General features: G+C 61.1%; 17 protein-coding genes. 5 read left to right on the forward strand and 12 right to left on the reverse strand.

What is annotated here, in order from left to right; translation table 11 throughout:
* Positions 1-127: 127 nt before the first annotated feature.
* From DDE76_RS09365 to DDE76_RS09385, 5 genes are all read right to left on the reverse strand, one after another.
* A complete protein-coding gene (locus DDE76_RS09365; RefSeq protein ID WP_245891864.1) occupies positions 128-388 on the reverse strand; it encodes a cupin domain-containing protein in 261 nt (86 codons plus the stop codon).
* Between the two features lie 250 nt (positions 389-638).
* Positions 639-1,436, reverse strand: a complete 798-nt coding sequence (locus DDE76_RS09370; RefSeq protein WP_104893113.1) for a helix-turn-helix domain-containing protein — start codon at positions 1,434-1,436, stop codon at positions 639-641.
* A 62-nt stretch (positions 1,437-1,498) separates the two neighbouring features.
* Positions 1,499-2,044 carry a VOC family protein gene (locus DDE76_RS09375; RefSeq protein WP_245891865.1) on the reverse strand — a complete coding sequence of 182 codons (546 nt, stop codon included), beginning with the start codon at positions 2,042-2,044 and terminating at the stop codon, positions 1,499-1,501.
* Positions 2,045-2,053: 9 nt separating this feature from the next.
* Positions 2,054-2,425, reverse strand: a complete 372-nt coding sequence (locus tag DDE76_RS09380) for a hypothetical protein (protein ID WP_104893111.1) — start codon at positions 2,423-2,425, stop codon at positions 2,054-2,056.
* A gap of 162 nt (positions 2,426-2,587) precedes the next feature.
* Entirely contained in the window at positions 2,588-3,595 is a 1,008-nt protein-coding gene (locus tag DDE76_RS09385; RefSeq protein ID WP_108463685.1) for an autoinducer binding domain-containing protein, read from the reverse strand.
* Positions 3,596-4,133: 538 nt separating this feature from the next.
* Between DDE76_RS09385 and DDE76_RS09390 the strand changes: the two genes are divergently transcribed.
* The 3 genes from DDE76_RS09390 (at position 4,134) to DDE76_RS09400 (ending at position 6,572) form a co-directional block, all read left to right on the forward strand.
* The gene (locus DDE76_RS09390; protein ID WP_104893110.1) at positions 4,134-4,685 is read left to right on the forward strand and encodes a dihydrofolate reductase family protein; all 552 of its coding nucleotides are present in this window, start codon (positions 4,134-4,136) and stop codon (positions 4,683-4,685) included.
* Positions 4,686-4,793: 108 nt separating this feature from the next.
* A complete protein-coding gene (locus DDE76_RS09395; RefSeq protein ID WP_104893109.1) occupies positions 4,794-5,654 on the forward strand; it encodes an alpha/beta fold hydrolase in 861 nt (286 codons plus the stop codon).
* A gap of 291 nt (positions 5,655-5,945) precedes the next feature.
* Positions 5,946-6,572: a LysE family translocator gene (locus tag DDE76_RS09400; protein WP_104893108.1), complete on the forward strand. Its 627-nt coding sequence runs from the start codon at positions 5,946-5,948 to the stop codon at positions 6,570-6,572.
* Between the two features lie 184 nt (positions 6,573-6,756).
* Here DDE76_RS09400 and DDE76_RS09405 read toward each other — a convergent pair whose 3' ends face one another.
* The 7 genes from DDE76_RS09405 to DDE76_RS09435 form a co-directional block, all read right to left on the reverse strand.
* Positions 6,757-6,936 carry a hypothetical protein gene (locus DDE76_RS09405; protein WP_104893107.1) on the reverse strand — a complete coding sequence of 60 codons (180 nt, stop codon included), beginning with the start codon at positions 6,934-6,936 and terminating at the stop codon, positions 6,757-6,759.
* 338 nt (positions 6,937-7,274) lie between these two features.
* On the reverse strand, positions 7,275-8,114 hold the full coding sequence (locus DDE76_RS09410) for an alpha/beta fold hydrolase (protein WP_198650877.1): 840 nt from the start codon (positions 8,112-8,114) through the stop codon (positions 7,275-7,277).
* Positions 8,111-9,238, reverse strand: coding sequence for a branched-chain amino acid ABC transporter permease (locus tag DDE76_RS09415; protein ID WP_245891866.1), 1,128 nt, complete (start codon positions 9,236-9,238; stop codon positions 8,111-8,113). Before DDE76_RS09415 ends, DDE76_RS09410 begins: the two co-directional genes overlap by 4 nt.
* 7 nt (positions 9,239-9,245) lie before the next feature.
* Positions 9,246-10,265 (reverse strand): branched-chain amino acid ABC transporter permease, encoded by a 1,020-nt coding sequence (locus DDE76_RS09420; RefSeq protein WP_104893105.1) that lies wholly within the window; start codon positions 10,263-10,265, stop codon positions 9,246-9,248.
* A 7-nt stretch (positions 10,266-10,272) separates the two neighbouring features.
* Positions 10,273-10,989: an ABC transporter ATP-binding protein gene (locus DDE76_RS09425; protein ID WP_104893104.1), complete on the reverse strand. Its 717-nt coding sequence runs from the start codon at positions 10,987-10,989 to the stop codon at positions 10,273-10,275.
* Positions 10,989-11,759, reverse strand: a complete 771-nt coding sequence (locus DDE76_RS09430) for an ABC transporter ATP-binding protein (protein ID WP_198650878.1) — start codon at positions 11,757-11,759, stop codon at positions 10,989-10,991. The genes DDE76_RS09425 and DDE76_RS09430 overlap by 1 nt, the downstream gene beginning before the upstream one ends.
* Positions 11,760-11,841: 82 nt before the next feature.
* Complete coding sequence (locus DDE76_RS09435) at positions 11,842-13,032, reverse strand: substrate-binding domain-containing protein (RefSeq protein ID WP_104893103.1); 1,191 nt, start codon at positions 13,030-13,032, stop codon at positions 11,842-11,844.
* 216 nt (positions 13,033-13,248) lie between these two features.
* Between DDE76_RS09435 and DDE76_RS19845 the strand changes: the two genes are divergently transcribed.
* Both DDE76_RS19845 and DDE76_RS09445 read left to right on the forward strand, forming a co-directional pair.
* Complete coding sequence (locus DDE76_RS19845) at positions 13,249-13,806, forward strand: helix-turn-helix domain-containing protein (protein ID WP_104893102.1); 558 nt, start codon at positions 13,249-13,251, stop codon at positions 13,804-13,806.
* A 5-nt stretch (positions 13,807-13,811) separates the two neighbouring features.
* The gene (locus tag DDE76_RS09445) at positions 13,812-15,212 is read left to right on the forward strand and encodes a sigma-54 interaction domain-containing protein (RefSeq protein ID WP_157955735.1); all 1,401 of its coding nucleotides are present in this window, start codon (positions 13,812-13,814) and stop codon (positions 15,210-15,212) included.
* Positions 15,213-15,230: the final 18 nt, after the last annotated feature.

A 15,230-nucleotide genomic window follows, 5' to 3' on the forward strand; every position in this document is an offset into this window, starting at 1 on the left:
ACCGCACGCCAATAGTCGGTTCTTCGCCATACTCCACCCAAGAGATGTCGGCCTTCGGCATCCCTCAATGTGCTGCTCACATTGATTGGCCATTATGATGACCGGCTGCCCCTGAAGTGACTTCAGACTATTGTTCCAACCACTCTGTAATGAAATTGGGGCTCGAATGTATGTTGGTCATCTGCAAGCGCTCGGGCCCGAGATTCTCGAATTTGTGCGCCGACCCGGCGGGAACAACCACCACATCACCGGCCACTGCGACGAACTCGTTAGCGCCGAGTAAGAACATGGCTCGACCCGACAGGACGACGAAAGTCTCTGGATAGGGATGTCGATGAATCCCAGGGCCATAGCCGATGTCTTCTGTTGTGACGAAAATCAGCGACACGCCGGATCCAGAACCTAGACCCTCCCATTCTCCGTGCCAGTGGTTCGGATCGAAGTGCGTTATTGAAGTCATACTTGGCCCGACAACCTATTGTGCGAATAAAAGAAACATCTCTGCCAAGACACAGTGACGCGTGTGAAGGGGCTGTCGATTACCTGCAAGGTAGCGAGCCGGTTGGACTTGCCACGAACCTGGTCTCTGTCGCCTGATTGACCTCGGTTTGGTTGCGGCAGTGCGGGATATCGGCTGGCTAAGGCCGGGCATTTGCCAGCATAGCTGCCGTTTCCGGATCCGCCGGAAAGAAAGCTTCAATAGCCAGTTCGGACAGCATCACGTCCCTGGGTGTTCCGAAGACGGTTGTCGTCGAGATGAATGAAACCGTGCCATCCGTCGTGCGCAGCCGCAAGGGAACGGCAACGCTTGCGGGGCTGTCATGCGTCCTCTCATCGCTGTCGGTCTGATCCCCTGAATAGGTCACTAATTCTTCCCGCAGCCGGACAAGGACAACGTCGCGGGTCGTGGCAATCTGCCGATCCAGCCGCTGCAGCAGGTGCATGCGCCATTCCCTGAGATTTTCGATGCGCGGGGCTAGGCCAGCGGGATGCAGGCTGAGCCGCAATACATTGACAGGCGGGACGAGCAGGTCCGGGCGTACGCCAGCCATCAGCGGATCGATGGCCGCGTTCGCTTCGATCAAATGCCAGTGCCGGTCGATCGCGAGGGCTGGAAAAGGTTCATGCCCCTTCAAGATCATCCGCAGCGCCGCGTGCGCTGCTGCCATTTCCGGATCATCAAGGTCTCGCTCGGAATAGGCCGGTGCAAAGCCTGCCGCTAGCAGGGCCGCGTTGCGGTCCCTCAGGGGAACATTCAGCCGAGTGGCCAAGTGGATGACCATGTCCCGGCTCGGTCGTGAGCGCCCTGTTTCAAGAAAGCTCAGATGCCGCTGCGAGATATTGGCCTCCAGCGCGCAATGGAGTTGGCTGAGGCGATGCCGTTCGCGCCAGGAGCGCAAATGCTCGCCTATGCTATTGGCTGCGGACTGTGTCATGTCACCTGCGCGCTCCTGCGTTCGGGCGCCAAAACCGCAAGGTCCAGGCGCCCGAAACCACACTACTGTGAAATACCGACCATATACTGGTCCCAGAACCCCTCCTTGGGCGCAATCTGCTCGACAACATCGACCAGTACGCCGGCCGGATCGCGGGTCATGAACCGGCGCTGCCCCCACACCTCGTCAGTGAGCGCATGGACGATCGGGGCGCCGCCGGCGCTGACGCGTTCGAACACCGAAGCAGCATCACTGACTTCCACGGTCAGTATCATGCCCAGGCCGTTGAACGTCTCTGGACCGGGCGGGTTCGAGGGATGGTCAGGGTGCATATAGGCCAGCGTTGCCCCCCGCGTCCCGTCTTCCCCCGGTCCGATCAGATAGAGGAACCAACTGGCTTCGAACGCGACGTCAAAGTCGAAATGCGCGCGGTAGAAGTCCCGCACAGCGCCGAGATTGGGAGTCGTGATCAGCGGATAAAGATCGCGGACTTTCATGGATTGCGCTCCAGGAGTAGGGGATTGTTCGGACTGTGCCAGGGCTGGTTGAACGGCCAGCAATGCCAACCCGGCCAACAACAGGGCACGACGGTTCACTTCGGATGTCATGGCGTATCCTCAGGCCGGCAGTGGACGGTTGCGTACGGCCCTGGTTTCGGCCAGCGCGAGCAGGGCAACCACCAGTGCCTGCGCGGCCAGAAAACCTGCACCCAGGGCGTTTGGTGTCGTCAAGAACAGCACGGCAATGCTTGCGATGACCCAGGCGAGATTGCCCAGGATGATCACCCAGACGCCGGCACGCCAGGGCTGTGCCTGCCAGGCCAGCGCTGCCATGAAGACGGCGATAGGAAGCAGAAGCCAGCCGGCGGCAGATAGCAGGTCCTGCGGCAGTCCGAGCAAGCCGGTGAGGCTATGGGCGGCTGCAACAAGCCCAATGCCCATTGCGGCGCAGGTGACAGCCTCGATTGCAAGAATAGTTCTGATCGTCATGGATCGTCTCCGGAGGATGATGATGGAGACTTATGGCGCCGGGCGGGGAGGCAATGCGATTACCTTGCAGGTAATGACGATCACCGTGGACGGTCCTCCAAGAAGAAGACGTCAAACTTGTCTGGAGAGTTCTCCGTCAATGAGCACGTCCACTAGAGCCGGTCAGATCTGAACCAGATCATATCGCCGCGCCCGCAATGCTGCGTCCAGAACGTCGCTTGTGCCGAATAGCCGACAGAGCCGGGCAACTTCCGAAGCCAACTCGGTGTCCGACAATCCGTGGCGCGCAGCCGTCGCCTCTGCGCCCAGACCATTCAGGACGGATTGCAAAATCGAGGCGTGCTTTGCATCGAGCCGCAGAATCTGGCGGCGCTCCGGCATGCCGCCTTCGTCGGCCTTGTGCAGCAATGCCGTACTGACCGCCCTGGCTGCAGACCGCGCGGCGGGGTCCTTTGGGCTAAGTCGGTCGGCCATGCACGAGATCGCGTGAACGCGACCATCAGACCGGCGGATGGATGCGACATAGCCATTTGTGATACCGAAGTCTGCCGCCTCTCGAACCATTCGGTTGATGGAGGGGTCCGCCATCAGGCGGGGGGAAAACACCTCGGACCAGTAGAACGGCAGGTGCTGACTGGCTGTGGCAACCAGCAGGGGATCGATCGCGCCATAGCCCTGCTCCTTGTAGTGGGCCATCCATCCCAGCGGCGCATGGGAGAGATCGTGATGCCGTATCGACGCGGCAAGGCTCGTGCTGCGCAGTGACATGGTGCCCAAAAAGAACTGTGATATTCCCAACCGACCGAGGGCCGCCGCAGCCAAGGCAATGGCACTCTCCAACTCGTCCGCGTCTTCGATCGCGTAGAGGGTGTCCATGTCAACCGGGACCATGCCGGGCACCTGCGACCGGGCCACCGGGATCGGCACCTCCGTCGCATAACCGGCGGCTTGCAACAGCGCGCAGACTTCCGCTTCGCCTAGACCCAGGGCGGCGGACAACCGCAGGACCATTTTTCGACTGGGAAATGCCCTCCCGGTTTCAAGAAAACTCAGGTGCCTGGCCGACACGGCAGCGATTTGCGACAGTCGGAGTTGTGAGTACTGGCGCCGCCGCCGGGCCGCCGCCAACGCCTCTCCGAACGATTGCACGCTCTCCAACCCGACCTGCATCGGCCCTCGATTCCTGCGGCATCCGCCGTCGTCCGCCGACAGCTACCCCATCAAATTTTGCGTCCCTGCCTTGGTGCCGCTGAAAGCTGTCCAGCGACATCGCGTCAATATGCATGCGAGCTGGGCGCGGCTCAATCTCGCTTACCAATAGACACTTTTCATTATTGAAATGCATTGGACGGTGCCGAACGTCTGCGATGCCAAGACACGGATCACCGTCCGCAGACGGACAGGACACAACACACCACCGGGGCGTGAGCCAGTCTGCCTACCTCGCAGGTAATTGAGCCAACTATCGTCACTCTTCAGATTGCCACCGGCCAGACAGCAGGTCGGCAAACCGGTGCAATCGCGCCACGACTGGGGAGAAAAACTCATGCGACGCAAGGAAATCGCAGCGATCTCGGCGCCGGCGGATTCCCTGCCAAGGACCCGCTCAAAAAATCTGTGGCCAATTTGGCGAATTTGCCTCGCCCGGTTCGTCGTCCCCAAGACCGGCGGGGACTGGCCCCGATCGCATCCATAAGGAGCATATCAAATGCGCAAAGTAACAGCAGGCCTCTTTCATTCCGTCGACGGCGTCGTCGAAGCACCCGATCAATGGCAGTTCGACCAGTTCGACGACGAGCTGGGGGAAATGCTTGGCGGGGTCATGGCCCGCGTCGATACGGTGATCCTTGGCCGCAAGGGCTACCAGGAGTGGGCCGGTTACTGGCCCAGCGCCACCGCGGACGGAGGCTTCGCCGACTTCATCAACACCGTTCCCAAGCATGTCGCATCGCGCACACTGACCGGGCCGCTTCCCTGGAATAATGCGCGGGTGATCGAGGGCGACGTCGTCAATTTCGTGCGCGACCTCAAGCAGACCGAGGGCAAGGAAATTGCCGTGATGGGCGGCATCGAGATTGTGCGCTCGCTGTTCCTGGCCGGCATGATCGATGAACTCAGTCTCATCACGCATCCGGTGGTGGCCGGTGAGAAGCGGCGGCACCTGTTCGCACCCGACGACCCGGTCACGCGCGTCTCCCTGGTTTCCAGCACCACCACCAGCAAGGGCAATCTCGTCGCGACTTACGCTCTGCGCGGCTAGTCGCGGTCTTTGCCCCTCGCCATTTCCACCAGAACGGCGTCAGAGAATTCGGGGCAAAACGCTCCGTTTCGAACGCCCGCAATCACCTTCAAAGGAAGGCACAGAACCATGTTTCGAATTGCCACTTTCGCCGCTGCACTCATCATGGCAGCGCCAGCCTATGCTCAATCCGAAGCCGCAGGCGCCTATGCTGACGTCAACGGCATGCGGATGTACTACGAAGTCTCAGGCCAGGGGGATCCGATTGTCGTCCTGCCCGGGGCGCACATGAACATCATCACCATGGGTGAAATCATTCCGCTGCTCGCCGAAAAGCACACCGTCTATGCGCTCGAATTCCAGGGCCACGGCCGGACCAACGACATCGACCGTCCGATCACCTACGAGAACATGGCCGACGACGTTGCGCTGTTCATGGACGAGGTCGGTCTCGAAAAGGCTGACGTGTTCGGCTATTCGATGGGCGCGGGCGTCGGTCTGCAACTGGCCATTCGCTATCCTGACAAGCTCGATCACCTGGTCGCAGCTTCAGTTTTGTACGCTCATGATGGCCTGCATCCGACCTATCTGGAAACACTGCCGCAGATGACGCCGGAATTGTTCGCCCCATTCGAGGAACAGTGGCAGGCGCTTGCCCCAGATCCCGAGGGATACGCTGCCTTTATCGACAGGATGATCGCGCTCGAGCACGAGACCTTTGACTGGACCGAAGGTGTGGCCACGCTCGACGTGCCGGTCCTTGTGATCACCGGCGACGCCGACACAACCACCCTGGAGCACTCTGTCGAACTGCTCCAACTTCTGGGCGGTGGTGTCATGGGCGATATGGGCGTGCCCCTGCCCGAGTCCCGGCTTGCAGTGCTGCCGGCCACCTCTCATACCGCGATCATCACCCAGACGGACCTGCTGATGAGCCTGATCGAGCCGTTCCTGAATGGCGAGACTCCCAAGGGCTTTTTCGATCAATGAGAAAATAGCAGATCGGTTACTTCAAATGCTTGCCACGCTCGCCGATGAGCCGAGCTTTCACACGCCAAGGGGCCCTGAGGGTCCCGTCGGCCTCCAGCAAAGCGGCCAGAGCAAGCGGTCTGGCATCCGTGGGTAACCTTTTGAAAATGCTTGGCCGCTCGCCTTCTTCTGCCGCTGCCTGAAGCAAGGCACCTTAAGACGGTGCCTTGCTTCGATTGCCATATGAGCGTTTCCTATTTGCACATGCCGAAAGTGGAATACTCCTCCAGAATGCCCGGAGAATAGCCAAAAATGATCGATCACACTGTGCTGGCAACCTACGCGCTCGTGGTCCTCGGGTTCGTCTTCATTCCCGGGCCGGCAACCCTGCTTACGGTGGCGCGCGCCACGACGTCGGGCACCAGGGTGGGGATTGCAACGGGAACCGGCATCATGGCTGGCGACATCCTCCACACGGTCATGGCCGTGGTTGGAATTTCCGCAATTGTTGCCGCTTCAGCGACACTGTTCAACATCGTGAAATATCTTGGAGCGGCGTATCTCGTTTACCTGGGAATCAAGGCCATTCTGGACAAGGCTCCGGTCGATCTTGGGCAAGGGCGTCTCCCAATCACCGCGCGGCAGGCGTTCCGCCAGTCAATCATGGCCGAGGTTCTAAACCCCAAGACGGCGCTGTTCTTCCTGGCATTCTTGCCTCAGTTCGTCAGACCGGAGAATGGTTCGGTTGCTGCGCAACTCACCATCCTTGGCGTCCTGTTCGCAACCATCGGGTTCTTGAGCACAATAGTGTACTCGGTCGCAGCCGGGAGCCTCGGCAGCGTCCTGCGTCGCAACCCGGCTGTTCTCAAGTGGCAAGGCAAAATAGTCGGAGCCATCTATTGTGGGCTTGGCGCCAGCTTGGCGCTAGAGGAGCGGTGAGCCCGAGAGGGATATGGACAGCTTGGTCCCGCCGCGCCTGGCTACCCCCCTTTTTCGCCATTGTGCCCATTGCTTTGGAGGCCCGCTCTCCCCGCGTATTGGCCGCTCCTTTCAGGGAGCACCTATGCTGGCTAAAGGACAAGCATGGGGTGTTTTCGCATCATTGCGATCTGCCATTTGTGGACTAGGCGGTCACCGATTCCGACGTGTCTTCGCTGGCCAGTTTCCGGGGCGTCCCCCCCCAATCGCGAATACCCTTGGGCGAGCCGGGAAATTCCGTCTGGTCACCGGCGGCCTTGACGGTTTCAGGGAACGCGGCCTCGATCTCTTGGCACTTGAGCAGTTTCTGTTCTTCTGCACCCATCTTGCAGCGGATATGGGGGATCGGAATGCCTCAGCAGTCCTGGCGCACGGGATCCATGCTCGATCGGGCCCGAAGGGAAACTAGATACCCAAGAGATGCTCGATCGGGTAGGTGCCGTCGGGCAATCGCAGCTTCGTTGCAGCAAGACGGCAATGAAGACGCCAGATCACAATATGTCCAGCGTCATGGGCGCATCCGCCGTTGCATTCGACTTGCTGTTTCCGGCTTAGAGAAAGCAGCTATCGGGACAACAATTCGCACTCTGTCATGTCTGAATTGGGGCTATCAGCGGTCAGCCCGGCTATGTGCGTAGGACGGAATAGCTGCGGCAGCGCCGCTCATTCCCTTAGAAACGTTCGCAGTAGGTCGATCTGCTTTTCATCTGTAAGGGTCGGGGCATGGCCGCAGTCAGGGATGGTGACAAGTTCAGGACATGGGCCACGCATGCGCATGGCGCTGGCAACGGTCGGCGGCAACACGTCCGATTGTGCACCCCTGATCAGCAGGGTATGCGCCGTCACCGCGTCATAGGCGTTCCAGACATCCAGATCGGCCTTGTTCTCGACCATGGTGGAGACGATCGCTGGATCGTAATGCACCGTGACCTGCCCCTTGTCGGTGCGGCGCATTGAGGTATCAACCATCCGCCGCCAGAAGCTTTCCGAGTTCTCTCCAAACGGAGCATAGGTGCGCCGCAGCCATGCTTCGTAGTCGGCAATGCTGTCGAAAACCGGCGGATTGCCGACATAGTCGGCGATACGCCGGGCGCTGTCATATGGGATATCGGGGCCGACATCGTTGATGACGAGATGGGTGATCCTCTCGCGCAACGGCCCGGCGGCCAGGGTGATCCCTAGCAATCCGCCCATTGAGGTACCGACCCAGCCAAGTTGATCGATTTCATAATGCTCAAGCATGGCGCTGGTCATCGCGCCATAGGTGGCAAAGGTATAGTCGGCCGCGCCCCGCCGCGCCCAGGCCGACAGCCCACGACCCAGGGTGTCGGGGCAAAGCACGAGATAATCCGTAGACAGGGCGCGCGCCGCCTCGTCGAAATCGCGTCCGGTGCGGGCCAGCCCGTGCCACATGACAAGAACCGGATTGGCGCGGTCGCCCCATTCGGTCACGTGCATCTCGAAACCGGCAGCATCGATATATATGGAGCGAGGAAGCGTCACTTCTGACCTCCCTTGCCCAGCAGGGTGCCCACTATGCCCGAGGGGAAAAAATAGACGAGGAGAATAAAGCCCAGGCCGAGCCAGAGCAGCCAGCGCTCCGGATTGAGCAGGTCGGGCACCAGCGGCAGATTGCCCGTCGCCTCGGCCCCAAGCGCCATTAGGTCCTTCAGGTAGTATTGCGCCAGTGTCATCAGCACGACGCCGATGACCGCACCCAGCATCGTTCCCATGCCCCCGATCACCACCATGAGCAATATGTCGATCATGATGTCGAAGGACAGCACGACGTCCGGGCCGGTATATTTGAGCCAGACGGCGCGCAGAATCCCGGCGCAGGCCGCGATCCCGGCCGCAATGCAGAAAATGGTGGTGCGATAGACCACCACGCGATAGCCGATGGCTTCGGCCCGCAACTCGTTCTCGCGAATGGCCTTGAGCACCGACCCCAGCGGCGAGGCGACGATGCGCATCATCGCCAGGAACAGCACCAGCGCCGAAATGAAGACAAAATAATAGAGCGCGATCTTGCCATTGAGAGGCACACCGAACACGCGCACCGCCTTGCCTTCGGCATCGCTCAGCAATTCGACAGCCGGCGAAAACAGGCGCGGGATGGAATAGGTGATACCGTCCTCGCCACCGGTGAAGTCCGAAAGCTGGCTGGCCAGCACCATCATCACCGATGCGGCCGAAAGCGTCACCATGGCAAAAAAGATCGCCTTCACCCGCAGCGAAAGCAGACCGATCAGCAGCGCCAGCACCAGCGCAGCCACGACGCCGATACCGCCACCGACAAGGATGGACTCCAAACCCGGCCCCATGGTCTTGAGAGCGATGGCCGTGCCATAGGCGCCCAGCCCAAAGAACATGGTGTGGGCAAACGATACGATGCCGGTATAGCCGATAAGCAGGTCGTAGCTGGCCACCAGCACGATGAACACGCAGATGCGGGCGGCCACCTCCTGGCTGCGCACATCGGGAAACAGGAACGGCGCCAGCGCCAAAGCCAACCCGATCAGCGCGACCGCGCCATAGACGATCACGCGGCCGGGCCAGTTGGCGGAAATTGCCGATCCAGGCACGGGCTTGGACGCAAGGGCGGAACTGTTGTGTACCATGCTCATTTCCGCCTCACCGCTTGACCGCCGGCAGCAGCCCATAGGGCCGCCAGAGCAGGATCGCCATCATCAAGAGCATGTTGGAGGCCAGCGCCATCTTGGGGACGAGGAAGGCCACATAGTTCGCCATCAGTCCGACCAGAAGCGCTCCCAGCAGCGATCCCTGGATTGACCCCAGCCCGCCGATGATGACGACGATGAAGACCAGGATCATCATCTCCGAGCCGAGCGCCGCCGTGATCAAGCCCTGATAACCGGCCCACATGGCTCCACCCATGGCCGCCAGCGCCGAACCGGCCATGAACACCAGAATGAACAACCGGTCGATACGAAAGCCCAGCGCCTCGACCATTTCGCGGTTCTCCACACCCGCCCGGATCAGCAATCCGAGCCGCGTGCGGTTGAGAACCAGGTACATGGCGACATAGACCACAAGGCCCAGCAGGAATGCGAAGATGCGGTAGATCTCGACCGAGACACCGGCAAACACGATCGAGCCGGTTAGAACTGCCGGGCGCGGCACTGGAATGGGCGCACCGCCCCAGATAAGCAGCACCAGTTCCTCAGCCACGATCAGCGCGCCGACGGTAATCAGGATCTGCCGCAAGTGATCCTGGTATACCGGCTTGATCACCACCCGTTCGAAGAACCAGCCGGCCAGCGCCCCAAATATGGTCGCCGCCGCGATGGCCAGCAGCAAGCCGGCCAGATTGAGCGCGGGGTTACCCCCCGTGACCCAGAAACCGAGCCAGGCCAGCACGGTGGCGCCGACAAAGGCCCCCGCCGTCGCAAAGGCGGAATGGCCGAAATTGAGCACGTCCATCAGCCCGAAAATCAGCGAGAGCCCCGAAGCCATCAGAAAGATCATCATGCCCATGGCAAGGCCTGCAATCGTCAGGGTCGCCCAGGTCGAGGGCTGCCCAATCAGCACAAAAGCAATGAAGGCCAGCACGACCGGCAGCAGCATCACACCGCCGAAACGGTCGATGCCGGCGCTCATGCGGGTCCGAAAAGGAATGGAAGTATCGCTCATGTCGTCCTCAATGGGCTTCCAGCGAGAGGCTGAGGAAGCGGCTTTGCAAGGCCGCGTCCTCCGCCAGCTCGGTCATGCTGCCGCGATGCACGATGCGCCCGTCATCGATCACCGCCACGGTCTGGCCCAGCGCCTTGGCGAAGTGAAAATTCTGCTCGACCAGCAGGATCGTGGTCTCCTCGGCGATCTCGCGAAACGCGGCGATCATGTTGCGGATAATCGAGGGCGCCAGCCCCTTGGTCGGCTCATCGATCAAAATCAGGTCGCGCTTCTCGATAATGGCGCGGGAAACCGCCAGCATCTGCTTTTGCCCGCCAGAGAGCGCATGCGCCGGCTTTTGCCAGAACTGCTTGATCGCGGGGAAGATGGCATGGATGCGTTCAAGCCGCTCGGTGTCGAAGCTGCCGTCATGGGTGGCAAGGCGCATATTCTCTTCCACCGTCAAGCCACCGAAAATGCCCATATTCTCCGGCACGAAGGCAATGCCGAGCCGCGCAATATCGGGGGTGCCGAGCTGGGCAATGTCCTGCCCGCGAAACTGGATCGTCCCAAGCCGAGACTTCCACAATCCCATGATGGTGCGCAGCGTGGTGGTCTTGCCCGCACCATTGCGGCCCAAAATGACATGCACCCCACCCTCGGGGATATCCAGGCTCACCCCATGCAGCACCTGATATTGGGCGATATTGGTATGGACGCCCTCAAGGCGAAGGATGGCCGACATCACGCCACCTCATCGGCACCGGTGCCGAGATAGATGTCGCGGACCAGCGCCAAATCCATCACCTCGGCCGGATCGCCATCGGCAACCAGTTCGCCATTGTGCAGCACCACAATGCGGTCCGCCAAAGCGCGCACCACATCCATCTTGTGCTCGACCAGCAGGATCGTCCGCGAAGCGTCCTCCTTGATCCGTGCGATGAGATCGAGGATCACCGGCGCTTCGTCCACCGACATGCCGGCGGTTGGCTCGTCGAACATGAAAATATCCGGCTCCATGGCCAGCAGCATCGCCACCTCAAGCTTGCGCTGATCCCCATGTGGCAAGGCCGCCGCCGGCAGTTGTGCCACTGCGGCAAGATTGGTCTGCTCAAGAAAATGCATTGCTTTCTCGGCCAGGCCCGACAGCGCCGCTGTCCTCTTGAACATGCGATGTCCCTGCCGTGCCTTGCCCTGCACCGACAGCCGCACATTCTCGAACACCGACAGCTTGGGAAACAGATTGGTCAACTGAAACGCACGGCCAATACCGGCCCGCGCCCGCTGCGAAGGCGAGAGCGTCGTAATGTCCCGCTCGCCCAGGAAGATGCGGCCCCGGGTGGGGCGGAGCTGCCCCGAAACCAGGTTGAACCAGGTCGTCTTGCCCGCGCCATTCGGCCCCACGATCACCGTCAGCTCGCCGGGATGAAAGGCGCAGCTAACGCTATTGACCGCGGCATGACCGCCGAAATGGATCGACAAGTTTTCGGTTCGGATCGAAGGCGATGTGGACAAATCTGTTCCCCGCGCAATTGAAGCGTCCGGCGAGGAGGAGGGCCCCCGCCGGGCGCATCGTCAAGCCTGCAACACGCGCAGCCTATTCCTGGTTGTTGCGGCCGATCGGGATATCCATCTCGTCCGGCTCGATCACCCGCACCAGCTCGGGAATGGCCCAGTCCACGCCATCCTCAACCTTGATCTTGAAGTGATACATGGCCTGGAGCGCCTGATGGTCCTCGGGGCGGAAGGTCATGGTGCCCTTGGGCGTCTCGAAGCTCATCCCTTCCATGGTCTCGATCAGCGTCTCGGTTTCCCAGTCGGGGGCCGTTTCCAGCGCTTTGACAATGGCCATGGCCGAAGCCATGCCGCCAGCGGTGAAGAAGTCCGGCGGCGTGCCGAAACGGGCCATATGCTCCTCGACCAGCCAGTCGTTCACGGCATTGTCTGGGGCTTCGTAATAATAATAGATCGCCCCTTCCATGCCCGGCACCTGCTTGTAGGCGGCCAGCGCCGGCAGGATATTGCCGCCGGTCGACAGCTCGATCTCGAAGCGCCCCGGATCGGCCGACGCCAGCGGCGTCATGGCGTCGATACCCGCCACGTAGATCATGATCACCTTGCGGCCCGGCTGGTCCTTGAGCGCGTTGAACAATCGCTCGATGGTGGCGGTGAAGTCGGTGGTCTGTTGCGGCACATATTCCTCGGCCACCAGATTAGCGCCCGTTCCCTCAAGTGCGCTCTTGAAAGCCGCAACGCCGTCGCGGCCAAAGGCATAGTCCTGCGCCAGGGTCGCCACATATAGGTTCTCGTCCGGTGCCAGCGCCAGCGCTTGGGCTTGCATGTCCATCGACGAATTGCGCGAGGTCTTGAACACATAGCGGTTGGAATCCGGCCCGGTCAGGCCATCGGCCACGGCCGGCTCGACCAGCAGGATGCGCTCATATTCCTCGGCCACCGGCAGCATGGACAGCGCCACGCCCGAGGAGGTGTCACCCACCGCGATCAGCGCATCATCGTCGCCATAGGCTTCCGCCAGCAGCGCCCGGGCAATGTCGGGCTTGAACTGGGTGTCCTTGATGATCAGTTCGATGGGCTTGCCCTTGACCTCCATCGTGCCATTGGTGGCGTATTCGAGACCCATTTCGAAGCCCGTATGGGTCTGCTTGGAATAGGCCTCCAGCGGGGAGCCCGAAAGCCCGTGCAGCAGCGCAATGCGCGCCGCATCCTGGGCAAAGGCCGCACCACTCAGCGCCGTCGAAATAGCCAAGGCGGCCAATATCGTCTTCATCATTTTTCCTCCCTCAACAGGTTTTGCCAAGGCACTGCGCGCCCGAACCAACCCTATGCAATCCTTGTGAGAATCGTGCATCCGGTCTGTCCGGTCACACTTCCCTCCTCCGGTTCACCCCGGCATGCCGATTTCGGCTTTGACTGGCGCGGAGCGAATTGGTCTCTATTATCCCCGTGCTCCTGAAGCTCGGACAATACCGTAGAAACACACCACATGATCGATCCCCACGACCTCAGCGTCATAGCCTTTCAGAACGCGCCGATCGGCTTGGTGGTCACCGAGAGCCGCGTCATCAAGGGATGCAATCCGGCCTTTGCCGAGATGTTCGGCTTTGCTGTCGAGGAGTTGCTGGAGCAGTCCTTCGCCATCCTCTATCCCTCCATGGAGGAATTCGAGCGCATTCGCGATGTCGGGGTGGAGCCGCTCAAGCGGACCAACCGCTATTCGGACGAACGCATCATGGCCCGCAAGAACGGCACCCTGTTCTGGTGCCGCGTGCGCGGCCATTCCCTGACCCGGGACGATGACCCGCTGCGTCGCGCTGTCTGGAGCTTTGCCGATCTCTCCGAAACGCGCAACGTGCTCAACCTCTCCGGACGCGAGCGGCAGATCGTCATGCATCTGGGCGAAGGCCGCACCTCCAAGGAGATTGCCCGCACGCTCGACATCTCGCCCCGCACCGTCGAAAGCTACCGCGCCCGGCTGCTCAAGAAATACAATGCGCACAACGTGGCCGAGCTGCTCTCCCATCTCAGCTCGATGCCCGGTTGATCGGCATGTCGCAACACCGCTCTCTGCCCAAACCCGTCGCAACCGTCCTCAACGCCTTCGACTCGCTGGGCGACAGCTTCAAGGGCGCCATAACCGTGGATGCCGAGGCGCGGATCACCTGGATCGATGACCGCTACCGCGAATTGCTGGGTATTCCATCTCAAGCAGGCCTTATCGGCCAACGGGTGGAAGAGGTCATCCCCCATTCCCTGCTGCGGCGCGTTGTTGAAACCGGGCGCCCAATTCTCATCGATATCATGGCCTTCGACGACAAACAGTTCGTCGTCTGCCGCCTGCCCCTGCGCAATGAGGAGGGCGAAATCCAGGGCGCCGTCGGCTTCGTCTTCTACGAAGAAATCGACTATCTCGCGCCCATCCTCGAAAAATTCGAAACCATGCAGCGCCAGCTTTCCCGAGCCCAGGCCGCGCTCAACCGCGAACGGCAGACCAAATATTCACTGTCCAGCTTTGTCGGTGCTTCCGAGACGGTGCGTGAACTCAAGACCGTGGTGCGCCGCTATGCCCTGCGTGATGGCGCGGCGCTCATCCTTGGCGAGACCGGCACCGGCAAGGAACTGCTCGCCCACGCCATCCACCAGCAATCGGACCGGGCCGATGGTCCATTCGTGGCGGTCAATGTCGCCGCCATCCCCGAAGCACTGCTGGAAGCCGAGTTTTTCGGCGTAGCCCCCGGGGCGTTTACCGGTGCGGACCGCAAGCCGCGAAAAGGCAAGTTCGAGCTGGCCCATGGCGGCACGTTGTTTCTCGACGAAATCGGCGACATGCCGGCGGCCCTGCAGGCCAAGCTGCTGCGTGCCCTGCAGGAGGGTGAATTCGAACCGCTCGGCTCCAACACGGTCAAGAAGGTCGATGTCCGCATCATCGCCGCCACCTCCCAGCCCCTCGAACAGAAGATCGAGGACAAGAGCTTCCGCGCCGACCTCTATTATCGCATTGCGGTGCTGGCCATTCACGTGCCGCCCTTGCGCGAGCGGCTCGATGATATCGGCCTCATCGCCGAAGCCCTGCTCGAAACCATTCCCCGTCCCCGCGACCAGCGCGGCTGGCTGATCACACCAGAAGCCATTGACCAGCTCACCCGCTATTCCTGGCCGGGCAATGTGCGCGAATTGCGCAATGTGCTGGAGCGCGCTGCCGCCATGGCTCCTTCCGAAATGATCGATCTGGACTTGATCGCCAAGGCCCTGCCACCCGCAGCGAGGGAGGCGGCTGCCCCCGCTCCACCTATCGCTGACAACCTGGCCGAACGCCTGGCTTTTGCCGAACGCACGGCCATGCTCGAAGCCCTCGCCGCAGAGGACGGCTCCAAATCTGCCGCTGCCCGGCGTCTGGGCGTGTCACGCTCACAATTCTATGAAAAGCTCAAGCGGCACCGCCTCGACTGAGAGGTAGCATCCGGCTTT

The sequence above is a fragment of the Devosia indica genome, from assembly GCF_003056405.1.
GTDB lineage: Bacteria > Pseudomonadota > Alphaproteobacteria > Rhizobiales > Devosiaceae > Devosia > Devosia indica.